The sequence below is a fragment of the Parasphingomonas puruogangriensis genome (assembly GCF_036663635.1).
In the GTDB taxonomy this organism is placed as follows: Bacteria; Pseudomonadota; Alphaproteobacteria; order Sphingomonadales; family Sphingomonadaceae; genus Sphingomonas.
The window spans coordinates 263,434-288,309 of record NZ_JAXOJI010000004.1 but is presented as its reverse complement, the minus strand read 5'-3'; the positions used below and the strand labels follow the sequence as shown (position 1 = coordinate 288,309).

At 64.6% G+C, this 24,876-nt stretch carries 17 protein-coding genes; 7 read left to right on the top strand and 10 right to left on the bottom strand.

Annotation, left to right across the window (positions count from 1 at the left end; all coding sequences use genetic code 11):
- Nucleotides 1-105: 105 nt before the first annotated feature.
- The 7 genes from U1739_RS12445 to U1739_RS12415 form a co-directional block, all read right to left on the bottom strand.
- On the bottom strand, nucleotides 106-882 hold the full coding sequence (locus U1739_RS12445; protein WP_332708483.1) for a hypothetical protein: 777 nt from the start codon (nucleotides 880-882) through the stop codon (nucleotides 106-108).
- Nucleotides 879-1,091 (bottom strand): helix-turn-helix domain-containing protein, encoded by a 213-nt coding sequence (locus tag U1739_RS12440; protein ID WP_332708481.1) that lies wholly within the window; start codon nucleotides 1,089-1,091, stop codon nucleotides 879-881. Before U1739_RS12440 ends, U1739_RS12445 begins: the two co-directional genes overlap by 4 nt.
- On the bottom strand, nucleotides 1,091-1,606 hold the full coding sequence (locus U1739_RS12435; RefSeq protein WP_332708479.1) for a DUF2975 domain-containing protein: 516 nt from the start codon (nucleotides 1,604-1,606) through the stop codon (nucleotides 1,091-1,093). The genes U1739_RS12440 and U1739_RS12435 overlap by 1 nt, the downstream gene beginning before the upstream one ends.
- 144 nt (nucleotides 1,607-1,750) lie before the next feature.
- Nucleotides 1,751-2,050, bottom strand: coding sequence for a type II toxin-antitoxin system RelE/ParE family toxin (locus U1739_RS12430; protein ID WP_332708477.1), 300 nt, complete (start codon nucleotides 2,048-2,050; stop codon nucleotides 1,751-1,753).
- Entirely contained in the window at nucleotides 1,953-2,222 is a 270-nt protein-coding gene (locus U1739_RS12425) for a ribbon-helix-helix domain-containing protein (RefSeq protein WP_332708475.1), read from the bottom strand. The genes U1739_RS12430 and U1739_RS12425 overlap by 98 nt, the downstream gene beginning before the upstream one ends.
- Before the next feature lie 101 nt (nucleotides 2,223-2,323).
- Nucleotides 2,324-4,252, bottom strand: coding sequence for a CocE/NonD family hydrolase (locus U1739_RS12420; protein WP_332708724.1), 1,929 nt, complete (start codon nucleotides 4,250-4,252; stop codon nucleotides 2,324-2,326).
- Between the two features lie 80 nt (nucleotides 4,253-4,332).
- Nucleotides 4,333-5,580, bottom strand: a complete 1,248-nt coding sequence (locus U1739_RS12415) for a hypothetical protein (protein ID WP_332708473.1) — start codon at nucleotides 5,578-5,580, stop codon at nucleotides 4,333-4,335.
- Between the two features lie 535 nt (nucleotides 5,581-6,115).
- Here U1739_RS12415 and rpoB point away from each other — a divergent pair.
- Nucleotides 6,116-10,267 carry a DNA-directed RNA polymerase subunit beta gene (rpoB, locus tag U1739_RS12410; protein WP_332708471.1) on the top strand — a complete coding sequence of 1,384 codons (4,152 nt, stop codon included), beginning with the start codon at nucleotides 6,116-6,118 and terminating at the stop codon, nucleotides 10,265-10,267.
- A 181-nt stretch (nucleotides 10,268-10,448) separates the two neighbouring features.
- Nucleotides 10,449-14,723, top strand: a complete 4,275-nt coding sequence (rpoC, locus tag U1739_RS12405; protein ID WP_332708469.1) for a DNA-directed RNA polymerase subunit beta' — start codon at nucleotides 10,449-10,451, stop codon at nucleotides 14,721-14,723.
- A gap of 187 nt (nucleotides 14,724-14,910) precedes the next feature.
- Here rpoC and U1739_RS12400 read toward each other — a convergent pair whose 3' ends face one another.
- A complete protein-coding gene (locus U1739_RS12400; RefSeq protein WP_332708467.1) occupies nucleotides 14,911-15,723 on the bottom strand; it encodes an SDR family NAD(P)-dependent oxidoreductase in 813 nt (270 codons plus the stop codon).
- A gap of 45 nt (nucleotides 15,724-15,768) precedes the next feature.
- On the opposite strand from U1739_RS12400, the gene U1739_RS12395 reads away from it, so the two are divergent.
- Nucleotides 15,769-16,149 (top strand): winged helix-turn-helix transcriptional regulator, encoded by a 381-nt coding sequence (locus tag U1739_RS12395; protein WP_332708465.1) that lies wholly within the window; start codon nucleotides 15,769-15,771, stop codon nucleotides 16,147-16,149.
- Nucleotides 16,150-16,237: 88 nt separating this feature from the next.
- Here the strand turns inward: U1739_RS12395 and U1739_RS12390 are convergent, their stop codons facing one another.
- On the bottom strand, nucleotides 16,238-17,125 hold the full coding sequence (locus tag U1739_RS12390; RefSeq protein ID WP_332708463.1) for an alpha/beta hydrolase: 888 nt from the start codon (nucleotides 17,123-17,125) through the stop codon (nucleotides 16,238-16,240).
- A gap of 8 nt (nucleotides 17,126-17,133) precedes the next feature.
- Complete coding sequence (gene rsgA, locus U1739_RS12385; RefSeq protein WP_332708461.1) at nucleotides 17,134-18,132, bottom strand: ribosome small subunit-dependent GTPase A; 999 nt, start codon at nucleotides 18,130-18,132, stop codon at nucleotides 17,134-17,136.
- Between the two features lie 169 nt (nucleotides 18,133-18,301).
- Here rsgA and U1739_RS12380 point away from each other — a divergent pair, with 169 nt between their 5' ends.
- The 4 genes from U1739_RS12380 (at nucleotide 18,302) to U1739_RS12365 (ending at nucleotide 24,850) form a co-directional block, all read left to right on the top strand.
- Nucleotides 18,302-20,248, top strand: coding sequence for a S9 family peptidase (locus U1739_RS12380; RefSeq protein ID WP_332708459.1), 1,947 nt, complete (start codon nucleotides 18,302-18,304; stop codon nucleotides 20,246-20,248).
- Between the two features lie 96 nt (nucleotides 20,249-20,344).
- The gene (locus U1739_RS12375; RefSeq protein WP_332708457.1) at nucleotides 20,345-21,229 is read left to right on the top strand and encodes an NAD(P)-dependent oxidoreductase; all 885 of its coding nucleotides are present in this window, start codon (nucleotides 20,345-20,347) and stop codon (nucleotides 21,227-21,229) included.
- Nucleotides 21,230-21,371: 142 nt separating this feature from the next.
- Nucleotides 21,372-22,634: a PQQ-dependent sugar dehydrogenase gene (locus tag U1739_RS12370; protein WP_332708455.1), complete on the top strand. Its 1,263-nt coding sequence runs from the start codon at nucleotides 21,372-21,374 to the stop codon at nucleotides 22,632-22,634.
- Nucleotides 22,635-23,185: 551 nt separating this feature from the next.
- On the top strand, nucleotides 23,186-24,850 hold the full coding sequence (locus U1739_RS12365) for a ShlB/FhaC/HecB family hemolysin secretion/activation protein (protein WP_332708453.1): 1,665 nt from the start codon (nucleotides 23,186-23,188) through the stop codon (nucleotides 24,848-24,850).
- The last annotated feature ends 26 nt before the right edge of the window (nucleotides 24,851-24,876 follow it).

Genomic DNA, 24,876 nt, shown 5'->3' with positions numbered 1-24,876 from the left:
GGCCGGCCGGCGCGGCTAAGCCGCGACCGACGAGCATGGGCTTGGCCCATGCTGGCCTGCAGCTAAAGAAAAGGGCGGCCCCAGCGATGGGGTCGCCCTTTTCCGTTACGCCCCGCCCACCGCGTGATCGTCCAGCAACGCCACCCTCCGGCGCTCGGCGATAAATCGCGCGATCCGCACCTGCACCGCCGGCAGCACCAGCGCTAGCAGGCCGACCACCAGCGCATCCAGGCTCAACAGCGCCCATTGCACCGCAGGCGCCTGCCCGGCCGGCCAGCGATTGAGCATCTGGTGCAGCCCGCCGACCGGCACGCGCGTGAGGAACATCAGCAGCAGGGCCCAGAAATACAGCCAGCGTGTCGTCTTGGCCGAGACGATCGGGCCGTAACTGTCCGTGCCCATTGCCGCGTTGACGAACCACAGGAACAGCAGCGGCTCGAGCACTTGCTGGCCGATGCCCATCACCGCGCGCAGCGCCATCATGTCTTGCGGACGGCCCAATGCGGTGACGATCGGCTCGGCATAGATGGTCAGCGCCGCCGGAATCAGCTGAAACAGCACGACCCACAGATAGCGGCGCAGCGCCTGACGTGACGGGCGTAGCGCGGCGCGCGCAGCGCGCGTAACGAAGTAGCGCAACGCGACGAAGCCGACCGCATAGAGGATCAGCATCTTGGGCCAGCCGAACAGCATGCGCACCGGTTGCAGCGAGGCTGCCTTGCGCACCGCGGCATCGGCGGAGAAGAAGCCGAGGTGCAGCTCGACGAGATGCTGCGAAAACTCGATCCCGATCATCAGCGCGACAAGCCAGGGCAGCGCCAGCACCGCCCCCCAGCTATCACGGAAAGCGCCCGCCCAATTGACGAAGAATGCCTTGATCATCTGTCTTCCCCCTCGATCCGCAAAATATCCCCCGGCTGGCATTCCAGCACGGCGCAGATCGCTTCCAGTGTCGAAAAGCGGATCGCCTTGGCCTTGCCGGTCTTGAGGATCGACAGGTTGGCGAGCGTGATATCGACTGCCGCTGACAGCTCGGTCAGCGTCATGCCGCGCGCGGCGAGCAGATCGTCGAGCTTGATCGTGACGGGCATCAGACGGTTATCTCGAGTTCGTCGCGCATGCGCGTCCCCGCCGCGAACACGCGGGCGAGGATGAACAGGAGGAGCACGGAGAACCAGCCGCCGAACGAGGGCGACCAGCCGGCGGTATCGATGTGGCGCCCGGCGAGCGCCCAGGTGAGCGCGCCGATGACGAGGTCAAGCAGTTGGATCACGAGCAATGCCCAAGCGGCAGCTTGCAGTCGGCGGGCATTGGGGGCGACGAAGGGATCGCCGGCCTCGGCCGTGGCGACGATCGCTCTCAATCTTGTGAAGATGATATGGAGCGGCGGTCCGACCGCGAGGCCAAGCACGAGCATGACGCGCAGTGCTTGCAGGACAGGCTCTGCCGGCTGCATGGCATATTTTGCGGCGAGCCTTGCGAGGATGGCGGGCGCGAACGGGAAGGACAACAGCAGCGCCGCGACGAACCCGGCCACGCACACCCAGTTGAGGATGTTGGCGACGGTCAGCACGGCACCGCCGATCCGCAATAGACGATCATTCATGCCCGACTCCTTATCGATAATCGATAATATCGATTATCGATAAGGTCAAGCGCGGGTGCTAGGTGTCGAACATGCCAAGCCAGTCGCGTGAGCCCTGGATGATGCGCAGCACTTCAATGTGAGATGGCGCCAGCACGTAGAAAATCAAATAGCTGCGTGGCTCAGCTTGTGTACCGGCCTGCCGCCAAACCGGCCAACAATCGGAAAGCGCTGCGGGTGAGGGTCAAGCGTTGCGCATCGCGCTTCGAGTTCGTCGATGAACGTGAACGCACGCATCGGATTGCCCAATGCGATATGATCACCAATCTCGGTAAGGTCGGCACGCGCCCGAAACCGATGATCACCGTCATGCCGCGGAACGCTGCTCCGCTGCCATGGCGAGATATTTCGCCTTGAGCTCGGCGAACACCTCTTCCGCGGGATAGACCCGGCCGGCGTCGACATCGTCGAGGCCCTTCTGGATTTCCGCTTCGAAGCGGGCCCAGCGCGCCGCATCGATGGCGACACGGCGGATGCCTTCGCGCAGCACGTCCTCACGCGAGCCGTACCGCTCGGTGGCCACCAGTCGGGCGAGCGTGGCTTCCGATTCTTCGCCGAGATCGATGCCGTCCGTCATCGCGCACTTCCGGTCCGGAGGATATAGCCGGCACACGCCGCGATCAAGACCATCATCCTGAACCGAATTCAGGATGACGGCCTTGACGGGCGATCGGCCCGCTATTTCACCATGGCCGCCGACTGGTCGACCGCCACCACCGGCAGCCACACCGCGCTGGCCTGCGCACCGCCGCGTTCGATCGTTACCGTGGCCTTCTGGTAATCGCTCTTCTTGGCCAGGAAGATATTCGGCACAAACTTTTGCGGGTTGCGGTCATAGAGCGGGAATTGCGAGGACTGGATCTGGACCATGATGCGGTGGCCGGGCTGGAACACGTGGTTCACCGTCGGCAGGCGGAATTTGTAGCGCTGGACCTTCCCCGCCGGGATCGCAGTGGGGTTGGCGAAACTGTCGCGGTAGCGGCCGCGGAAGATGTCCATGCTGATGGGCAATTGGTAGCCGCCCATCTTGGCGTCGCTGGCCACTTCATCCGGATAGACGTCGATCACCTTCACCACGAAATCGCCGTCGGTGCCCGTCGTCTTGGCGAAGATATCGGCGATCGGGGCGCCGGAGACGCGGACGGCGTCGCTCAGCACCGGCGTTTCATAGGTCATCACGTCGGGACGGCCATCGACGCCGCGCTGGTCGCTGACCAGCCAGTCACCCCAGCGGCCGTCGCCGAAATTGACCGGACGGGGCAGATGCGGGACGGGTTTGGCCGGATCGGAGACGTAGCTGTCGCCCCCTGCCCCGGCCTTGTCGAAGCCGAGCCCGCCGCTAGCCTGCAGGTAGATCGGCTTGAGCGGCGATGGGCAACCCTGCTCGCAGGCCAGCGGCCACTGCGCGAACTTATCCCAATGGTTCTCGCCGGTATTGTAGATCGTCGCGGCGGGCAGCGTGACGGCCGGGCCGTCCTTCAGATACTGGTTGAACAAGGGCAGCACCATCTGTTCGCGGAACTGCAGCGCGGTATCGCCGTCCCACTGGAACGGGCCGAGGCTGCGGCCGTCGCGATTGATCTGGCTGTGCCGCCACGGGCCCATGACGAGGAAATTGTTACCGGTCTTGCCTTTTGCCTTGAGCGCCTCCCAGGCAGTGATCGCGCCGTACATGTCCTCCTGGTCCCACAGGCCCTGTTCCCAGATCGTCGGCACGTTGGAGGGATTGGCGGCGAGCAATTTATCGAGCGCCTGGCCCTGCCAGAAAGCGTCGTAGGACGGGTGTGCGACCATGCGCTGCCAATAGGGCAATTGCGCATAGCCCGATTTCTCCGCCCAAGCGCCGGCCGAGCCGACGTCGCGGAAATTGTCGTAATCGTCATAGCCGCCGGTCGGCGGCACGGTGCCCTTGGCCTTGTAGCCGGTCTGCCCGCCGAGCCAGGCGATATTGGCCAGGCGGAAGGCGCCGTAATGGAACCAGTCGTCGCCCATCCAGCCGTCGATCATCGGGCTTTCCGGCGCCGCGACCTTCAGCGCGGGGTGCGGGTTGAGCAGCGCCATAGCCACCGTAAAGCCCTCATAAGACGAACCGATCATGCCGACGCGGCCGTTGCTTTCGGGCAAATTGGCCTTGTTCACCAGCCAGTCGATCGTGTCATAGGCGTCGGTGACGTGATCGACCTTGGTCGGGTTTAGCGGACCGATCACCGGGCGGGTGACGACGTAATCGCCCTCCGAGCCGTATTTGCCGCGAATGTCCTGATAGACGCGGATATAGCCGCCCTTCACGAACATCTCGTCGGCCAGCGGCAGCGTGGACAGCATGCTGGAGCTGGCCTGCCGGTTGGCGCGGCTGCCGGCGTCATAGGGGGTGCGGGTGAGCACGATCGGCGCGTTCTTGGCGCCCTTGGCGACGACGATGACGGTGAAGAGCTTGGTGCCGTCGCGCATCGGGATCATCACTTCGCGACGTTCGTAATCGTTGGCGGCGGTCGGCGGGGTGAATTTGGCGGGAATGTCGCTGGCGGGCGCGGGCGAAACCGGTTGCTGCTGCGCGGTCGCCACGGTGGTGAGCGCGGCGCCGGCGAGCAGGGCACCGAACGTCATGGACTTGATCTTCACGGGCGACTCCTTGGTGATTGTCGCCCGTCTTGCCCGCGCCCTGCAGTGAGATCAATCGCGGTGGATCAGCGCGCCACGATCAGCGTATGCACGCGCTCGCCGACCGTGTCGTACATGCGTGGGCCGGTATCGAGGCGGAACGGCGCCATCTTGGCCTCCCCGTTACGTTCGATGCCGATGACATGTGCGCTGGCCGCCTGCCCCTCGCCGTCACTCCAGCGATAGAGCAGGTTGATCGACAAGATGGGGACAAAGAAGGCGCGGCCCTGCACGGTCATGACGCTGAGCGCCTCATGCGGCAGCATCGCCATGCCGCCGAGCGACACTTGCTGGCCGACGGCAAGATCGAACGGCGCAACCGACGGCTGGTCGATCGGCGCGGCGTAGAGCGCGGTGAGGATCGCATCCTGATCGGCGCTGGCGCTGAGCAGCCGCAAATCGAGCCGGATGCCGCTGGCGTCGGCATCGCCGGTGTTGCGGATGTCGATTTCATAATCGACCGCGGCGCTGGTTAGATTGGTGCCCGCGCGGATCGGGCGCACGACGCAGTCGAGCCGCGCGCGCGGCGCAGCGCGGGGCGGCACGCGCAGGAAGGAGGGCGCCGGGGCGGCCGGGATGACGGGCGCGTCCGGCGCGGGCGTTGGCGCGCTGGCGACGGGGGCGACGGGGGCCGGAATTGCTTGATCCGGCGTCTCGGCGATCGGCGCGATGGGTGAAGCTGCGATTGGTTCGGCGGGGAACGTCTCGATTTCGATAATGGCCGACTGATCGGTCCGGCGACGGCGGCGGGTCGCGGCGAAACCGGCCAATGCGAGCAAGACGGCGAGGCCGAGCGCCGGCCATAGCATCCACAGCTGCAGTACCGATGGCGCGCTGTCGCTCACCGGCGGGGCGACCGGCGCGGCGCTGCTCCGTGCCGGCGCTGGTGCGAGAAGGTCGCCTGGGGCGGGCGCGAGACCGTCGGGCTCAGCGGTAGGGACGGCAAATGGGGCCGGCTGGGGCGTCGGGTCGGCAATTGGATCGGGCAGCGGCGTGGCGCGGGCAGCCGGCGCGGCAGCGGCGGGCGTGGCGCGCGGTGTTGGCGTGGCCCTGGGCGTGGGGGTCGCCCTGGGCGTGGGGGTGGCGCGCGGCGTCGGTGTGGCGCGGGGGGTGGGCAATGGCTGGGCGAGGACCGGCGTGGGTGTCGGGGTCGGTGGCGCGAGATCGAACCGCTCAAGCCCGGGGACCAGCGGCGCCTGCTCGCTCTGCGCCATGGCCGGCGTGGCGAGGGCCAGTGGCGCGACCGCCAGCAAGATCGTGTATCGTGACGTCACGCAAAGTTCCCGAAACTGTTACGACGCGTGCCATAGGACCGCGAGCCGGGGTGCCGCAAGCCGAACGGTACGCTGGCTTTCCCTGTCCCGCGCGCATGCCACTCGATAGGACGCGTTCGTACCACGGCCCATCCCTGCGCGTTCCCCGGCGAAGGCCGGGGCCCAGTGGCGGAACAGTCCTTCTCGGACGGTGCGCAGGTTACAGCCGCCTCCCGACTATGCCCCGGCCTTCGCCGGGGAACGCGCCTGGGAACGCGCTTGAGATGTCGCTCGCTGGTCACGATTTGGTTCCCGCTGCATTTGACTAAATCCAACACCGCCCCTATATCCGCTGCTCACCACAATCTTCGGGAAATGATGTGCCGTCGCGCAGTGCATCGATCGTATTGGAAATCGTGGTTTTATAGACGCCGGCAAGCTGCTGTTATCCGAGGAGGATGACACGCGGCTTTTTGGCGTCTCTTGCGTGCCCGCCCGGGCGATCCGGGCACCTAATTCGGCCTTTCACAGGCCAAGACCGAGGGCGAAAAACCACATGGCATCCAGGGCATATGACGGCGGCACGCTGAAGCGTCGCATCCGCAAGGTATTCGGCAACATCCACGAAGTCGTGCAGATGCCGAACCTGATCGAGGTTCAGCGCGAATCGTACGAGCAGTTCCTGCGCTCCGATCCCGCGACCGGCTATGTCTCGGGCCTCGAGAAGACGCTGCGCTCGGTCTTCCCGATCCGCGATTTCGCCGGCACCGCCGAGCTCGACTTCGTCAATTACGAGCTCGAGCCGCCGAAGTTCGACACCGACGAATGCCGCCAGCGCGGCATCACTTACGCCGCGCCGATGCGCGTTACGCTGCGCCTGATCGTGTTCGAGGTGGATGCCGATACCGATGCCCGCTCGGTGCTCGATATCAAGGAGCAGGACGTTTACATGGGCGACATGCCCCTGATGACGGGCAACGGCACTTTCATCATCAACGGCACGGAACGCGTGATCGTCAGCCAGATGCACCGGTCGCCGGGCGTCCTGTTCGATCATGACCGCGGCAAGACGCATGCTTCGGGCAAGTATCTGTTCGCGGCGCGCGTCATTCCGTATCGCGGTTCGTGGCTCGATTTCGAGTTCGACGCCAAGGACATCGTCAACGTCCGTATCGATCGCAAGCGCAAGCTGCCGGTCACCGCCCTCCTGTACGCGCTCGGCATGACCTCCGAGGAAATCCTCAACCACTTCTACAACCGCGTGACCTTCGTCCGCGGCCAGGGTGGCTGGATCATCCCGTTCCAGGCCGAAAATTGGCGCGGCCAGAAGCCGATGTTCGACATCATCGATGCGAAGACCGGCGAAGTCGTGTTCCCGTCGGGCCAGAAGATCTCGCCGCGCGCGGCGAACAAGTCGGCCAAGGACGGCCTCACCGACCTGCTCATCCCGACCGAGGAAATCTTCGGCCGCTACAGCGCCTATGACCTGATCAACGAAGCCACCGGCCAGATCTACATCGAAGCCGGCGACGAAGTCAGCGCCGAGAACCTCGAACTGCTCGATTCCGCCGGGATCGATCGCATCGAATTGCTCGATATCGATCACATCGCCACCGGCCCGTGGATCCGCAACACGCTCAAGGTCGACAAGGCCGAAGAGCGCGAGCAGGCTTTGTCCGACATCTACCGCGTCATGCGCCCGGGCGAGCCGCCCACGCTGGAGACGGCAGAGTCGCTGTTCAGCGGCCTGTTCTTCGATCCCGACCGCTACGACCTGTCGGCCGTCGGTCGCGTCAAGCTCAACATGCGTCTCGACCTCGATGCCGAGGATACCGTGACCACGCTGCGCAGCGAGGATATCCTCGCGGTGATCAAGACGCTTGTCGATCTGAAGGACGGCAAGGGCGATATCGACGATATCGACAACCTCGGTAACCGTCGCGTCCGTTCGGTCGGCGAATTGCTCGAGAACCAGTACCGTGTCGGCCTGCTCCGCATGGAGCGCGCCGTGAAGGAGCGCATGTCGTCGGTCGACGTGTCGACGGTCATGCCGAACGACCTGATCAACGCCAAGCCGGCGGTGGCCGCGGTGCGCGAATTCTTCGGCTCGTCGCAGCTGTCGCAGTTCATGGATCAGACCAACCCGCTGTCCGAAGTCACCCACAAACGCCGCGTGTCGGCGCTTGGACCAGGTGGTCTGACTCGCGAGCGCGCAGGCTTCGAAGTCCGCGACGTTCACCCGACGCATTATGGCCGCATCTGCCCGATCGAGACGCCGGAAGGCCCGAACATCGGCCTGATCAACTCGCTCGCCAGCTTCAGCCGCGTGAACAAGTATGGCTTCATCGAGACGCCGTACCGCAAGGTCGTCGATCACAAGGTAACGGACGACGTCGTCTATCTGTCGGCAATGGAAGAGGCCAAGCACACGATCGCGCAGGCCAATGCCGAGCTCGACGCGGATAACGGCTTCACCGAGGAACTGGTCTCGTCGCGTCAGGCAGGCGAATTCCTAATGGCGATCCCGACCAACATCACGTTGATGGACGTCAGCCCCAAGCAGCTCGTCTCGGTCGCCGCATCGCTCATTCCGTTCCTGGAAAACGATGACGCCAACCGCGCGCTGATGGGCTCGAACATGCAGCGTCAGGCCGTGCCATTGGTGCAGGCCGAGGCGCCGTTCGTCGGCACCGGCATGGAAGAGACCGTCGCACGCGATTCCGGCGCAGCGATCTCGGCCAAGCGCGCCGGCATCGTTGATCAGGTGGACGCAGCACGTATCGTTATCCGGGCAACCGGCGACGTGGAAGCGGGCCGCTCGGGCGTCGACATCTACACGCTGATGAAGTTCCAGCGCTCCAACCAGAACACCTGCATCAACCAGCGTCCGCTGGTGAAGGTGGGCGACGTGATCAACGCCGGCGACGTGCTCGCCGACGGTCCGTCGACCGAGTTTGGCGAGCTCGCATTGGGCCGCAACAGCCTCGTCGCGTTCATGCCGTGGAACGGGTATAACTACGAGGATTCGATCCTCATCTCCGAGCGCATCGTGAAGGACGACGTGTTCACGTCGATCCACATCGAAGAGTTCGAAGTGATGGCGCGCGACACCAAGCTTGGGCCAGAGGACATCACGCGCGATATCCCGAACGTCGGCGAGGAAGCGCTCCGCAACCTCGACGAAGCGGGCATCGTGTATATCGGTGCCGAGGTCGAGCCGGGCGATATTCTCGCCGGCAAGATCACGCCCAAGGGTGAATCGCCGATGACGCCGGAGGAGAAACTGCTCCGCGCGATCTTCGGTGAGAAGGCCTCGGACGTGCGCGATACGTCGCTGCGTCTGCCGCCGGGCGTTGCCGGTACGGTCGTCGAAGTGCGCGTGTTCAATCGCCACGGTATCGACAAGGACGAGCGCGCGATGGCGATCGAGCGCGAGGAAATCGAGCGGCTGAAGAAGGATTCGGACGACGAGCGTTCGATCCTCAACCGTGCGACCTGGAGCCGGCTGCGCGAGATGCTGATCGGCCAGACCTCGACCTCGGTGCCCAAGGGCCTGAAGAAGGGCGCGGTGATCGATCAGGATCTGCTCGATTCCGTCGATCGTCACGAATGGTGGAAATTCTCGGTTGCCGACGACAAGGCGCAGAGCGATCTCGAAGCGGTCAAGGTGCAGTATGATGATGCCGTGAAGGTGATCGTCGACAAGTTCCAGGATCGCCGCGACAAGCTCGAGCGTGGCGACGAACTGCCGCCAGGCGTGCTCAAGATGGTCAAGGTGTTCGTGGCGGTGAAGCGCAAGCTGCAGCCGGGCGACAAGATGGCCGGCCGTCACGGCAACAAGGGCGTGATCTCGCGCATCCTGCCGGCGGAGGACATGCCGTTCCTCGCCGATGGGACGCCGGTGGATATCGTGCTCAACCCGCTGGGTGTGCCATCGCGCATGAACGTCGGGCAGATCTTCGAGACGCATCTCGGCTGGGCGGCGCGCAACCTGGGTCAGCAGATCCACACCGCGCTGGAAGATTGGCGCGAAGCCAATCCCAACCCCGAAACCGGCGCGATGCCGGAAGCGGTCAAGGCGCGTCTGCTCGAAGTTTACGGCGATCACTATGCGGCGGAAATCGAGGCACGTAGCCCCGAGCAGATCATCGAGCTGGCAAGCAACCTGAAGACCGGTGTGCCGATGGGCACCCCCGTGTTCGATGGCGCGCGCGAGGCCGATGTGTCCGACATGCTCAGCCTTGCCGGGCTGCACACGTCGGGTCAGTCGGAGCTGTTCGACGGGCGCACGGGCGACATGTTCGATCGCAAGGTGACCGTGGGCATCATCTACATGCTCAAGCTCCACCATCTGGTCGACGACAAGATCCACGCACGGTCGATCGGGCCGTACTCGCTGGTCACGCAGCAGCCGCTGGGTGGTAAGGCGCAGTTCGGCGGGCAGCGCTTCGGCGAGATGGAGGTCTGGGCACTCCAGGCCTATGGCGCGGCCTATACCTTGCAGGAAATGCTCACGGTGAAGTCGGACGACGTGGTCGGCCGCACCAAGGTCTATGAGGCGATCGTCAAGGGTGACGACACGTTCGAGGCGGGCATTCCGGAGAGCTTCAACGTGCTCGTCAAGGAAATGCGCTCGCTGGGCCTGAACATCGAGCTGACCAGCGTCGAGCAGTTCGACACCGACGGCGTCGCCATCGCGGCGGAGTAAGCCACTCTCTAGCCCTCTCCCGCTTTCGCGGGAGAGGGTTGGGTGAGGGTCTTCTTCTTCCTTCTTCTCTCGACAGTAGAAGCAAGAAGAAGACCCTCACCTCCCATCGCGGAAGAGCGATGGGCCCCTCCTCTCCCGCACGCGGGAGAGGGCAAAGATTTCGAGGAAGGGTCCCCTACCCATGAACGAACTGACCAACTTCGCCAATCCGGTCGTCAAGCCGGAGACTTTCGACCAGATCCAGATCGGTATCGCCTCCCCGGACAAGATCCGTTCGTGGTCGTTCGGCGAGATCAAGAAGCCGGAAACCATCAACTATCGCACGTTCAAGCCCGAGCGTGACGGCCTGTTCTGCGCGCGCATCTTCGGTCCGATCAAGGATTACGAGTGCCTGTGCGGCAAGTACAAGCGCATGAAGTATAAGGGCATCGTCTGCGAGAAGTGCGGCGTCGAGGTCACCGTTTCGAAGGTCCGCCGCGAGCGCATGGGCCATATCGAGCTGGCTGCCCCTGTCGCGCACATCTGGTTCCTCAAATCGCTGCCCTCGCGCATCGGCCTGCTGCTCGACATGCAGCTCAAGCAGCTCGAACGCGTGCTGTATTTCGAGGCGTATATCGTGATCGAGCCGGGCATCACCCCGCTCGAAAAGTACCAGCTGATGACCGAGGACGAGCTCCTCGACGCGCAGGACGAATATGGTGAGGACGCCTTCACCGCCGGGATCGGCGCGGAAGCCGTGCGCATCATGCTGCAGGACCTCGATCTCGAGGGCGAGCGCAAGGAGCTGCTGGAAGAACTGGCAGTCACCAAGTCCGAGCTGAAGCCCAAGAAGATCATCAAGCGGCTGAAGGTCGTCGAATCGTTCATCGATTCGGGCAACAAGCCGGAATGGATGATCCTCGAAGTCGTGCCGGTCATCCCGCCAGAGCTGCGCCCGCTGGTGCCGCTGGATGGTGGCCGTTTCGCGACCTCGGATCTGAACGATCTGTATCGCCGCGTGATCAACCGCAACAACCGCCTCAAGCGTTTGATGGAGCTCCGCGCGCCGGACATCATCGTCCGCAACGAGAAGCGCATGCTGCAGGAAGCCGTCGACGCGCTGTTCGATAACGGCCGTCGCGGTCGCACGATCACGGGCGCCAACAAGCGTCCGCTCAAGTCGCTGTCCGACATGCTCAAGGGCAAGCAGGGCCGCTTCCGCCAGAATCTGCTCGGCAAGCGCGTCGACTATTCGGGTCGTTCGGTCATCGTGACCGGGCCTGAGTTGAAGCTGCACCAGTGCGGCCTGCCGAAGAAGATGGCGCTCGAGCTGTTCAAGCCGTTCATCTATGCGCGCCTCGACGCCAAGGGCCTCAGCATGACGCTGAAGCAGGCGAAGAAGTGGGTCGAGAAGGAGCGTAAGGAAGTCTGGGACATCCTCGACGAAGTCATTCGCGAGCACCCGGTCATGCTGAACCGCGCGCCGACGCTTCACCGTCTGGGCATCCAGGCGTTCGAGCCGGTGCTGATCGAGGGCAAGGCAATCCAGCTTCACCCATTGGTCTGCTCCGCGTTCAACGCCGATTTCGACGGCGATCAGATGGCCGTGCACGTTCCGCTGAGCCTCGAGGCACAGCTCGAAGCGCGCGTCCTGATGATGTCGACCAACAACATCCTGTCGCCCGCCAACGGCAAGCCGATCATCGTGCCGTCGCAGGACATGGTGCTGGGCCTGTATTATCTGTCGATGCTCAAAGAAAACGAGCCGGGCGAAGGCATGATGATTTCGGACATGTCCGAAGTGCATCAGGCGCTGGAAGCCGGTGCGGTGACCTTGCACACCAAGATCATCAGCCGCGTTCCGCAGGTCGATGCCGACGGCAAGAGCATCATGAAGCGCTACGAGACGACGCCGGGCCGCATGCTGCTCGGTGAAACGCTGCCCCAGGCACACAAGGTGCCGTTCGACACCGTCAATCGCCTGCTGACCAAGAAGGACGTCGGCGACGTGATCGACGAGGTCTATCGTCACACCGGCCAGAAGGAGACCGTGCTGTTCGCCGATGCGATCATGGCACTCGGCTTCAAGCATGCGTTCAAGGCGGGTATCTCGTTCGGCAAGGACGACATGATCATTCCGGACGCCAAGATCGGCCTGGTCGACGAGACCAAGGCGCTCGTGAAGGACTTCGAGCAGCAGTATCAAGACGGTCTGATCACGCAGCAGGAGAAGTACAACAAGGTGATCGACGCCTGGAGCCGTTGCGGCGACCAGGTGGCCAACGCCATGATGGACGAGATCAAGTCGGTGAAGAAGCTCGAGAATGGCCGGGAAGCCCCGATCAACTCGATCTACATGATGGCACACTCCGGTGCCCGTGGTTCGCAGGCGCAGATCAAGCAGCTGGCCGGCATGCGCGGCCTGATGGCCAAGCCATCGGGCGAGATCATCGAAACGCCGATCATCTCGAACTTCAAGGAAGGCCTGACCGTCCTTGAATACTTCAACTCCACCCACGGCGCCCGTAAGGGTCTCGCGGATACGGCGTTGAAGACGGCAAACTCAGGTTACCTGACCCGTCGTCTGGTCGATGTGTCGCAGGATTGCGTGATCATCGAGCTGGATTGCGGCACGACCCGCGCGCTGGAAATGCGCGCGATCGTCCAGGGCGGTTCGACCATTGCTTCGCTCGGTGAGCGCATCCTCGGTCGTACGACCGCGGAGGACATCATCGATCCGAAGACCAACAAGGTCGTCATCCCCTCGGGCACGTTGCTCGACGAGCCGATGATCACCACGATCGAGGCGTTGGGCACCCAGTCGTGCAAGATCCGCTCGCCGCTGGTCTGCGAGACCAAGATCGGCGTGTGCGGCAAGTGCTACGGGCGCGATCTCGCCCGCGGTACGCCGGTGAACATCGGTGAAGCTGTCGGCGTCATCGCCGCGCAGTCGATCGGTGAGCCGGGCACGCAGTTGACCATGCGTACGTTCCACATCGGTGGTGCGGCGCAGCTCAACGAAACGTCCAACCTGGAGGCAGTGGCCGACGGCACGATGGAATATCGTGACCTGCGCGTCATCGTCGATCAGCGCGGCCGTCGCGTCGTGCTGAGCCGTTCGGGCGAAGTGGCGATCGTCGATATGGATGGCCGCGAGCGTGCGGTGCATCGCATCCCGTACGGTGCGTACGTGCTGTTCGACGATGGCCATATCGTCGAAAAGGGCGACCGGATGGCCGAATGGGATCCTTTCACCATGCCGGTGATCACGGAAAACCCGGGCGTGGTGAAATATGTCGATCTGATCGAGGGCAAGACGCTCACCGAGCAGGCCGACGAAGCGACCGGCATTTCGCAGCGTGTCGTGACCGAAAACCGCGGCATCGCCTCCAAGAAGGAGGATCTTCGTCCTCGCCTGACGCTGACCGGCGACAGCGCGGAAGAAGCCGGCCGTTACATGCTGGTCGCGGGCGCCACGCTCTCGGTCGAGGATGGGGCGACGGTCCAGGGCGGCGACGTTCTGGCTCGTGTCAGCCGCGAGAGCGCCAAGACGCGCGACATTACCGGCGGTCTGCCGCGTGTTGCCGAGCTGTTCGAAGCGCGCAAGCCGAAGGAAAATGCCATCATCGCGAAGGTCTCGGGCCGTGTCGTGTTCGGCAAGGACTATAAGGCCAAGCGCAAGATCGGCATTCAGCCGGAGGATGGCAGCGAGGTCGTCGAGTATCTGGTGCCGAAGTCGAAGGTCATCGACGTGCAGGAAGGCGATTACGTCAAGCGCGGCGATAACCTGATCGGCGGCAGCCCCGATCCGCATGATATTCTCGAAGTGCTCGGCATCGAGCCCTTGGCCGAATATCTCGTGTCGGAAATCCAGGAAGTGTATCGTCTGCAGGGCGTGAAGATCAACGACAAGCACATCGAGACGATCGTTCGTCAGATGCTGCAGAAGGTTGAGATCACCGATGGCGGCGACACCACGTTGCTGGCGGGCGAGCAGGTCGATCGCGACGAGATGGACGAGTTCAACTCGAAGCTCGACAAGAAGCAGGTCAAGGCACAGGGCAAGCCGATCCTGCTCGGCATCACCAAGGCGTCGCTGCAGACCCGCAGCTTCATCTCGGCAGCGTCGTTCCAGGAAACCACCCGCGTGCTCACCGAGGCTTCGGTGCAGGGCAAGAAGGACACGCTGACCGGCCTCAAGGAGAACGTGATCGTGGGCCGTCTCATCCCCGCCGGTACCGGCGCGGGCATGAACCGGATGCGCATCGCCGCCTCCAGCCGTGACGCGGTGCTGCGCGTGTCGCAGCGCAAGATGGCCGAAGTGTCGATCGCCATGGCCAATTCGGCCGCCGAAGAACGTGCGGCTGAAAAGCTGCGCAACGTGGCGGACGATACGGGTGATGACGCGCTCGGCGCGGTCGTGACCAGCGGCACGGGCACGGACGCGGATGCGGGCGATTACCTGATCAAGGAGTGATCGGGGCTCCCCCTACCGGGTTGATCTGAAAGAACCGCCGTCCGGGATGTCCCGGGCGGCGGTTTTTTGTTGAGCGTAATGGTCGTGATCGCCGGCGGCGCTGTGATACGCCGCCAATATCGGGTCCCTGCTCCTTGTCGGAAAACGAGGCTGTCGCAGCACGCCACCCAACAGCCCCGTCCGTCCTTCAGGGAATAGACGAGAAGCCGCCATCGACGTGGAGATTGACGCCGGTGATATATCCAGCGAGCGGGCTTGCAAGGAAGGCGACCGTATCGGCAAGCTCGCTCAGTTCTCCAACGCGGCCAAGCGGGACGGCGGCGAACAGGGGCAGCACGCCACGCTGAATGTCCTCCCACGGTGCATCCTCCGCCGCGATCCCGCGCGCCGCTGCTACTGATCGGAATCCGCCCTCCAGTTTGTCACTCTTGATCGTCCCGGGCGAGATCGCGTTGACCGTGACTCCATCTACAGCCACCGCTTTTGCCATCGAAGCGGTCAAGGCGTTTATCGCAGCCTTCGCGGCGGAATAATCCGGTCCCGTCGCCGAGGGCATCGTTGCCGCACCGCTGGATATGTTGATTACGCGGCCCCAACGGGCCTGCCGCATGCCGGGCAGAAGCCGTGTGCCGACGCGCACCGCAGCAAGGACGTTGCGGTCATAGGTGGACGCCCATCCGGCAGACGTGGTCGACCCCCAATCGTTTTTCGGCCCGGAACCACCGGCATTGTTGACCAGAATATCGATCGCGCCGACCGCCTCCTGCGCCTCTGCCACCAGTCGCTCCACGGCGTCGTCCTGCGTCAAATCGCCGAGCACCGCATGGGCGCGGCCGCCGCTTGCGACGATGGCGTTCACGACACGTCGGGCCTGCTCCTGATCGCGCCCATGGACCACGACCGCAGCCCCTTCGCGCGCCAGGGCCATGGCGATCGCTTCGCCGATCCCCTTGCTGCTTCCCGTTACCAGTGCCGTCTTGTGGTTGAGTTGCAGGTCCATCGTTCAAAGCCCATCTTACGTCACGGATGAGGAGCTAGGTCGATCGTGACGCCGGATGAGGCAAGTACGCACTTAAAGGTGCCTGTTACCCCTGAGCACCGGGCTGCCTGTCTCGGCCCGGACGGTGCCGCGGCGCACGTGATCCGCGTCATCCGCCTGATTCAAGGTCGCTGGAAGCTCCCGATCCTGTTTCGCCTCTTTGCTGACCCGAGCATCCGGTCTTCGCAGTTGATGCGCGACATGCCCGATATTTCCCGCAAAATGCTCACGCAGCATTTGCGGGAGCTGGAGAAGGACCGTCTCATCGAGCGGATCGACTTCGATGAAAAGCCGCTTCGCGTCGAATACCGGCTGTCGGAGGAGGGGCGAAAACTGATGCCGCTCCTCTTCGAGGCTCGACGCTTTTCCGCGAGCCATCCCGAATAACCGTCCCGAGAAGGTGCTTTCTTAGTTCCCGTGGCTTCGCGCAGAACAAAGCAACGTCGGATGATCGCGCCTAGACGTCTAAACTGGATTAGCGCTTGCTCGGCGGAGCGGCGCCTTCGATCATATACCAGGGGGTCGGCGCGCTTTTATAGGGGGGCGCCGGATACAGCCAGCGCAGCGCCTCCTCCGCCGCCCGGTGGTAGACCGTGCTGTGTGTGGCCGTGCTGCTGTAATCGACATATTTCACTGTAATGCGACCGGCCGGCAGCTGGCCTAGCGACCGGCGCAGGCGATCGACCCCATCCTGCATCGTGCCCCCCTCATCGGCGATGGCGAGGAACAGCCTCGTCTGCGCCAGGCCCGTGGGGGCCGGTCGGCGCAGCGGCCGGCGATCGTCCCACCAGAGGCTCGGGCTTATGGCGATGTAATCGTCGAACAGCTTTGGCTCTTCCAGCAGCGTATCGACGACGAACAGTCCGGCCAGCGACTCCCCCATAAGGGCCCGCTTGCTGCTCGTGCGGTAGCGAGCCTCGACGAACGGGATGACCTCCTGGTGCAGGAACCGCCTGAAGCGATCCGCCCCGCCGCTGTTGGGAAAGGCCGCACGATACCGCGGGTCGGTGGGCCGTGGGGTCAGCTCCGCGGCACGGTCGCGCGTCTGCACGCCGACGACGATGAACGGCCCATAGGTCCAGCTCAACGAGGCGAGGCTGCCCAGTCCCGCAATATGGTGGAAGTCCTGATCCAACGCGCCATCGAGGAGGTACAGGACGGGATAGGTATCGGTCGAACGGTCATAGCCGTTCGGCAGCCAGATGTTCACTTCCCGCGTGTCGCCCAAAGTCGGCGATGACATGGTGTAGCTCGTGCCGATCTGGATCGGACGGGTCGACGGCTGAGCGGTCGGCGCCGATTGCGCGCCTGCGGCCGTCGGCAGCGCGAAAAGCAATGCTATGATCGGAAAGGCGGTTCTCATGCCCAGCGCTAGCGCGACCGCCGCTTGGTCGGTCGTGCCGCGTTGGCGCTGTCCTCGGCGGCGATCTTGCGCCAGCGATCGAAGCGGTCCGGCGTCAGTGTGCCTGCGGCGATGCCAGCCTGGACGGCGCAGCCGGGCTCCACGCCGTGCGAGCAATCCGAGAAGCGGCAGTCCTGCGCCGCCAAAACGAAATCGTCAAACACCTCGGCGATGCCCGCGGCGGCCTCGGACAATTGCAGTTCACGCATGCCGGGCAGATCGAGCAGCCAGCCGCCGTGCGCGAGCCGGTGCATCTCGCGCACCGTGGTGGTGTGGCGGCCCGTGCCGTCATTGGCGCGGATCGCCTGGGTGAGGATGCTGTCCGAGCCACGCAGCGTATTGACCAAGGTCGATTTGCCCACGCCCGAGGAACCCAGAAACGCGACCGTCCGGCCCGGGCCGCACCACGATGCGAGCCGGGCAACATCGCCGGGATCTCGGCCGTTGACCGTTTCGACCCGCAGCCCGGGGGCGATCGCGCGGGCCGCCGCCGTAAACGCCGCCGGGGTATCTGTCAGATCGGCCTTGGTCAGCACCACGATCGGTTGCACCGCCACGTCGCGCGCCATGACCAAGTAGCGCTCAAGCCGGGCAACGCTGAAATCCTGGTTGCACGAAGCGACGATGAACACGGTATCGACATTGGCGGCGATCATCTGATCCTTGCGCGGATCGCCCGGCGCGCGCCGCTTGAACAGGTTCATCCGGGCGAGCACGCGGATCGCCTGCTCGGTCGCGCCGTCGATCAGCACCCAATCGCCGACCGTGGGATGATCGTCCGATGGCTGCGCGCCCGGGATATGCGGCGGGATGAAGGAGCGCGCCCCCGCGCCCGCGACGGCGAGCTTGCCGCGATGCACCGCCATGACCCGGACGGGATGGCCCCGAAGGGCTTCCTCGGGCGACACTTGATCGCTGAAATGGGCGGTCCAGCCCAGCTCTTCCAAGGTCTCGTCGGTCAATGTCATAGGCAGCGGCAATATCCCGTGTCGGCGTCATGCCGGTCGCGCCGATATGGCGTGTCTTGCCGGCAAAAGCACGACCCTCGCTGCGCTTTTGACGCCGGCCGGCCGGGCGGCATGGACAAGCCGCGCGACCGCGGGCACTTTCGTGGCAACGGGATCAGGGGAATCGATCATGCGTATGACGTTTGCCGCCGGCGCTGCTTTGCTGTGCATGGCCTCTGTAGCTTATGCCGAAGTGCCGACGCCGCCGCGTCCGGCCAGCGATCCCAAGGCGATCGTGTCGACAGCCAATCCGATGGCCAAGCCCGTGCCGCTCGACGATCTCGGCTATTCGCGCGGCCTTCTCTCCTCGGCCTGGAGCGCCGACGGCAGGCAATTGTTCCTGTCGACCAACCTGACCGGGCGCTACAATATCTGGCGCACCGACGCCGCCGGCAGCTGGCCGGTGCAGCTGACCCAGGCCGAGGATCGCCAGTCGGGCCTGGCCGTCGCGCCCGATGGCAAGACGGTGTATTTCCTGCAGGATAAGGGCGGCGACGAGCAATACGATATCTATGCGGTGCCCGCCGCGGGCGGCGCGGTGGTCAATCTGACCAACACGCCGGACGTGCGGGAATCGGGCCTGTTGGTGTCGCCGGACGGCGCGCGCATCGCGCTGTCGATCAAGGCCAAAACGCAGGGCCAGACCGATATCGCCGTGCTCGAACTGCGCACCGGCAAGGTGACGCTACTGACCGCGGAGACCGATGCGCAGTGGAATTGGAGCGCGGTGGCGTGGATCGACGGCGGGCGGGCGCTGATCGCCAATCGTGACTTTACCGATCAGACCGCCGGCGAAGTATGGCGGATCGATGTCGCCAGCGGCACGGCCAAGCGGCTGCTGGGCAAGGCCAAGACGATCTATAGCGCGGGCGATGCGACGCACGATGGCGCGACGCTGGCGGTGACCACCAACGCGGGCACCGGACAGTCGCATGCCGGGGTCTATACGGTGAGCAATGGCACATGGCGCTGGCTGAAACCCACGCCGTGGGAGCAATATGCCAATGTGATCGCCCCGGACGGTCGCTCGATGGTCACCGAGACCGGGATCGACGGGCGCACGACGCTGTCGATCGTCGATCTGGCGACGATGGGCGAGCGCGCGCTGCCGCTGCCGCCGGGCGTCAACACCGTGGCGAACGCCAAGCCGTTCACGCCCGATTCCGCGCGGCTGCTGGTCACTCAGTCGGGCGCCACCTCGCCGGGCATGCCGGTGATCCTCGATCTGGCCAGCGGGCGGGTCAGCGCGCCGTTCCAGCTGGCCATGGCGAGCCTCGACCCCAGAACGCTGCCGACCTCCAGCATCGTCACCTATCGCAGCTTCGATGGCACATTGGTCAGCGCGATCCTGACCATCCCGTTCAACCTGAAGCGCGACGGATCGAACCCGGCGATCGTGATGCCGCATGGCGGCCCGACCGGGCAGAGCCTGGACGGGTTCAACAAGAGCGCGACGGCGCTGGCCAGCCGCGGCTATCTGGTGATCCAGCCCAACCCGCGCGGCTCGACCGGCTATGGCCAGGCGTTCCAAACCGCCAATTTCCAGGATCTGGGCGGCGGCGATCTGAAGGACGAGCTGGCGGCGAAGGATTTCCTGGTCGCGACCGGCTATGTCGATGCCAAACGCGTCGGGATTACCGGCGGATCATATGGCGGGTTCATGACGCTGATGGCGATCGGCCGCGCCCCCGACGCGTTCGCCGCGGCGGTCCAGCAATTCGGCATCATCGATTGGCGGACGATGTGGGAGCATGAGGATGCCGGGCTGCAGGCGTATCAGAAGTCGCTGCTCGGCGAGCCCGACAAATTCCCCAAAGTCTATGACGCGTCGTCGCCGCTGACCTATATCAAGGCGGCCAAGGCACCGCTGCTGTCGCTGCAGGGCGAGAATGACATTCGCGTGCCGCGCGGCCAGGCGCAGCAGGTCACCGACACGCTGAAGGCGCAGGGCAAGATCGCCGACGTGGTGTTCTATCCCGCCGAAGGCCATGGCTTCGCCAAGCGCGAGAACCAGGTCGATGCGCTCAAACGCACGATCGCCTGGTTCGATACCTATCTGAAGCCGAAGCAACCGTAACACCCGGGCGGCGTTTGGTGAGCTCCGGGCGTGGGCCGGGCGTCGGGAACAGCCGATGCGCGATCCCTGCTGCTGTCGCAATTCTAAGGTAACCTAATGACGAAAATAGCGTTTCTCGGGCTGGGTATCATGGGCGGCGGGATGGCCGGTCAATTGCTCGATCATGGTTTCGACGTGGCGGTGTGGAACCGCAGCCCGGCCAAGGCGGCGGCATTCGGCGCGCGCGGTGCGCGGGTCGCATCGACGCCGGCGGACGCGGCGGCCGGCGCCGACATCGTGGTGGCGATGGTTGCCGACGACGATGCCTCGCGCGCCTGCTGGCTCGGGCCCGACGGGGCACTCGGCGCGCTGGCCGCGGGGGCGCTGGCGATCGAGTCCAGCACGGTGACGCCGGACTGGATCAAGGAACTGGGCACCGCGGCCGCAGCGCAGGGCGTCGACCTGCTCGACGCGCCGGTATCGGGCAGCAAGGCGCAGGCCGAAGCGGGCGAGTTGCGCTTCCTGATCGGCGGCGAGATCGCGACGATCGAGCGCGCGCGACCGGCGTTCGAGGCGATGGGCAACCTGATCGTGCCGATGGGGCCGATGGGCAGCGGTGCATTGATCAAATTGCTCAACAACTTCCTGTGCGGCGTGCAAGTGGCGAGCCTGGCCGAGGCGCTGGCGCTGGCCGAGCGCGGCGGGCTTGACCTGGCGGCGACCGCCTCCGTGCTGACCGAGGGCGCGCCCGGCAGCCCGATCGTCAAGCTGCTCAGCAAGCGCATGATCGAGCATGATTACGCGCCCAATTTCCTGCCCGAACTGATGGCCAAGGACCTGCGCTATGCCGGCGCCGCGCTGGCCGCGAGGGGCATCGAGTCCCGGCTCGCACAGGCGGCGCAGGATCGCTTCCTTGCCGCGGTCGCGATGAACGATGGCGATTCCGACATGGCGTCGGTGGTGGAGCCGATCCGGGCCTTGGCGGATGAACCGGCGCACTGATCCGTTCTCGATACCCAACCGTTTCCCCGTGAAAACGGGGGCCCGGGGTGGCGCACGATAGCGCTTGTGGCCCTGGGCTCCTGCTTTTGCAGGAGATCGGACTGGCGGATACGCTTCCTACTCTTTTTACGAAGGTCCTTTCATGCTGCGTCCTCTGACCGGTCTCGCCCTGCTCTCGCTGCTCGCCGGATGCGACGCGCCGACCAACATGACCGCGCCCGACGCGGCGGCGACGGCCGCACCGGTCAATTATGGCGCAGCACAACCAACCGCGAGCAAGCCGTTCAAGGTCATGCCGGTGGCGACGTTCGACAACCCCTGGGCGCTCGCCTTCCTGCCTGACCGGACGATGCTGGTGACCGAGAAGACCGGTCATCTCCAACTGGTCACGCCGGCCGGCGCGAAGAGCGAGGTCCGCGGCGTGCCGGCAGTGCATTTCGAGGGCCAGGGCGGGTTGCTGTTCGTCGCCGCCGCGCCGACCTTTGCGCAGGATCGGCAAATCTATCTGACCTATGCCGAGCCGGGCGAGGGCGGCGACGGCCTCGCTTTGGCCAAGGCGACGCTCGGCACCGTCGCAGGCAAGCCGATGCTGCAAGGCTTGCAAGTGATCTGGCGTCAGCTGCCGCGCGGCGCGGGCGGGCAGTTCGGCGGCTATATCGCCTTCTCGCCCGACGGCCAGTATCTGTTCCTGACGTCCGGCGAGCGCCAGCGCTTCACCCCGGCGCAGGATCCCGATCAGGCGCTGGGCAAGATCCTGCGCCTGACGCTCGACGGCAAACCCGCCCCCGGCAATCCCAGTGCGGGCAAGACCGGTGCCACCACGCTCGGCGTGATCGATCCACCCGACAATAGCGGTGCCGCCGCCACCGCGACGGTGCGCACGGTCGCGCTGCCGGGCCCCAATCTCACCCCGTCCGAAACCTGGTCGACCGGGCACCGCAATCCCTATGGCCTGGCGTTCGACGCGCAGGGCCGCTTGTGGGAAACCGAGATGGGGCCGCAGGGCGGCGACGAGCTCAATTTGATCGAGCCGGGCAAGAATTACGGCTGGCCGATCGTCTCCTACGGCAAGAATTACGATGACACGCCGATCGCCAAACCCCCTACCCGGCCCGAATTCCACGAACCGGCTTTGTATTGGGATCCGATCATCGCACCGGCCGGCTTGACCTTCTACCAGGGCAATATGTTCCCGCAGTGGCGCGGATCGGCCTTCATTGGCGGGCTTGCCTCGACCGCGCTGATTCGCATCGCGTTCGACGGCGCGACGCCGCGCGAGGCCGAACGCTGGGACATGGGCGCCCGCATCCGCGCCGTGATGCCGGGCCCCGATGGCGCCTTGTGGTTGCTGGAAGATGGCGCCGGCGGCCGATTGGTACGCCTGACGACGACACGCGGCGGGTAATAATGCTGGCGAGTATCGCCAGATAACCACAGGATCGTGCGGCGAGCCGACAAGAGCGTGATGATCCCGCTGCTGGATGCAACGGCGATGGGCCGGCGTGTTCGCCCGAAACGGGTGCTTATAGCGGCGGCGACTTACGCTGCCGCGCCGCAGACCCACGAGTTTCATGAATCATTAAACAATGGTGGCACCATATCGGCTGGTTTCGCACCCAGATTGCTTGGTACCGAGCGGTAAGTTCGAGATATGTACAGGGCGTATTACTTCGCAGACGTCCAGAAAATCCCACACCGATAACTTAAGACTAAGTTAACTCGTTACATCTTATGGCAATTTTTAGTCGAATGGACAATTTGACCTTTACACTAGATCAATATCCTGAGATAATGATCTACAATAATATTGGACAATGCCAAGCGCGCCTTCCGGCAAGCTGAAGCCTGCAACGATCCAAATACGGACACGATCGATCATTCAGAAATTGGTGAGCTCATCCGCGCGTCTCGGCGGTTTGGGTACTGCGTCTGTGCGAGCATATTAGGGTATATTCTATGAAGGTTGGTTTGTTCACCGTCGCGCTGCTGGCCAGCGGACAGACGGCGTTTGCGCAACAAGTCCCCTCCGCCGGAAGCCAGCTACAACAAATTCCGCCCATGCCGGTGACGCCCAAGAAAGAGCCGGAACTGGTAATCGAAACGCCGCCGGCGCCAGCCGCGGCCGATCCCGCCAGCGCCAGAATCACTGTCGCAGCACTGCGCGTCTCCGGTCAGACGCTGTTCGACGAAGCGACGTTGATCGCGGCAAGCGGGTTCGCGCCTGGCCAGGAAATGAGCCTGGTCGATCTGCGCGCCGCTGCGGCCCGGATTGCCGGTTATTACAAGGCGCGCGGCTATTTCCTCGCCCAGGCCTATCTGCCGTCGCAGGATGTGAAGAGCGGATCGGTGACCATCGCCGTGATCGAAGGCCGCTATGGCGCGGTCGCGGTCACCAACCACAGCCGCCTGCACCCCGGCATCGCCGAAGGCGTGCTGCGCGGGTTGGATAGCGGCGACGTGGTCGCCAATGCCCCGCTCGAGCGCCGCCTGTTACTGTTGTCCGACATTCCCGGCGTGGTCGCACGCGGCACGCTGGCCCCGGGCTCACAGGTCGGCACCTCCGACCTGACGGTCGATCTGACGCCGGGCCGTAGCATCGACGGCAGCATCGAGGCCGACAATGCCGGCAATCGCTATACCGGCACGTATCGCGGCGGCGGGACGATCAATCTCAACAATGCCGCCGGGATCGGCGACATGCTCAGCCTGCGGGTGCTCGCTTCGACCAGCGGCCTGGCATACGGCCGCGTCAGTTACCAGGCACCGGTCGGCAACCTCACCTTGGGCGCCGCCTTCGCCTATTTCCGCTATGATCTGGGCCGCGAATTCAAGCAGCTCGACGCCAGCGGCGATGCCCAGATCGCCAGTGTCTATGCCAGCTATCCGCTGATCCGCTCGCGCCGCGCCAATCTGTACGCGACCGGCACGGTCGATGCGAAATGGTTCGACGATCGCTACGATCTGGTTGGGACGCGTTCGCGCAAGGCAAGCCAGGTCGGCACGATCGGGCTCAACGGCAATAGCCGCGATCATCTTGGTGGCGGCGGTCTCAATATCTTCTCGATCGGCGCCTCGCTCGGCAATCTGACGTTGCGCAGTCCGCTCGATCGCGCGGTCGACGCGCTCACCGCGCGTAGCGACGGCCGGTTCGCCCGGGCGCAGGGCGCTTTCGCCCGGATCCAATCGGTGGCCGGGCCACTGTCACTATACGGCGCCGTGCGCGGGCAGGTCGCGTTCGACAATCTCGATACGTCCGAGAAGATGGAATTGGGCGGCGCGTACGGCGTGCGTGCCTATCCCGAGGGCGAGGCTTACGGCGACACCGGCTATATCGCCACCGGCGAGGTCCGGCTGATGGTCACCGATTGGGCGCGGACCTTCCCCGGCCAAGTGCAACTGTTCGGCTTCGTCGATGCCGGCCAGGTCGATTACGCGCATCGCCCGTGGTTCGACGGCGCCAACACGGCCACCCGCAGCGGCTTCGGCGGCGGCGTGGCGTGGATGACGCCCGGCAATTTCACGCTGAAGGGCAGCTACGCGCGCAAGATCGGCGACACCGCGGCGACCTCCGCACCGGACCGTGACGGCCGCTTCTGGTTCCAGGTCTCCAAGCTTTTCTGATCGCCGTCCGCGCCTCCGTTTTTCCA

Bases quoted from the DNA above. Each gene is read 5' to 3' on its own strand.
- U1739_RS12445 (WP_332708483.1), bottom strand. From the start codon at position 882: ATGATCAAGGCATTCTTCGTCAATTGGGCGGGCGCTTTCCGTGATAGC.
- U1739_RS12440 (WP_332708481.1), bottom strand. From the start codon at position 1,091: ATGCCCGTCACGATCAAGCTCGACGATCTGCTCGCCGCGCGCGGCATG.
- U1739_RS12435 (WP_332708479.1), bottom strand. From the start codon at position 1,606: ATGAATGATCGTCTATTGCGGATCGGCGGTGCCGTGCTGACCGTCGCC.
- U1739_RS12430 (WP_332708477.1), bottom strand. From the start codon at position 2,050: ATGTCGACGCCGGCCGGGTCTATCCCGCGGAAGAGGTGTTCGCCGAGC.
- U1739_RS12425 (WP_332708475.1), bottom strand. From the start codon at position 2,222: ATGACGGACGGCATCGATCTCGGCGAAGAATCGGAAGCCACGCTCGCC.
- U1739_RS12420 (WP_332708724.1), bottom strand. From the start codon at position 4,252: ATGACGTTCGGTGCCCTGCTCGCCGGCGCCGCGCTCACCACCGTGGCG.
- rpoB (WP_332708471.1), top strand. From the start codon at position 6,116: ATGGCATCCAGGGCATATGACGGCGGCACGCTGAAGCGTCGCATCCGC.
- rpoC (WP_332708469.1), top strand. From the start codon at position 10,449: ATGAACGAACTGACCAACTTCGCCAATCCGGTCGTCAAGCCGGAGACT.
- U1739_RS12400 (WP_332708467.1), bottom strand. From the start codon at position 15,723: ATGGACCTGCAACTCAACCACAAGACGGCACTGGTAACGGGAAGCAGC.
- U1739_RS12390 (WP_332708463.1), bottom strand. From the start codon at position 17,125: ATGAGAACCGCCTTTCCGATCATAGCATTGCTTTTCGCGCTGCCGACG.
- rsgA (WP_332708461.1), bottom strand. From the start codon at position 18,132: ATGACATTGACCGACGAGACCTTGGAAGAGCTGGGCTGGACCGCCCAT.
- U1739_RS12380 (WP_332708459.1), top strand. From the start codon at position 18,302: ATGCGTATGACGTTTGCCGCCGGCGCTGCTTTGCTGTGCATGGCCTCT.
- U1739_RS12375 (WP_332708457.1), top strand. From the start codon at position 20,345: ATGACGAAAATAGCGTTTCTCGGGCTGGGTATCATGGGCGGCGGGATG.
- U1739_RS12370 (WP_332708455.1), top strand. From the start codon at position 21,372: ATGCTGCGTCCTCTGACCGGTCTCGCCCTGCTCTCGCTGCTCGCCGGA.
- U1739_RS12365 (WP_332708453.1), top strand. From the start codon at position 23,186: ATGAAGGTTGGTTTGTTCACCGTCGCGCTGCTGGCCAGCGGACAGACG.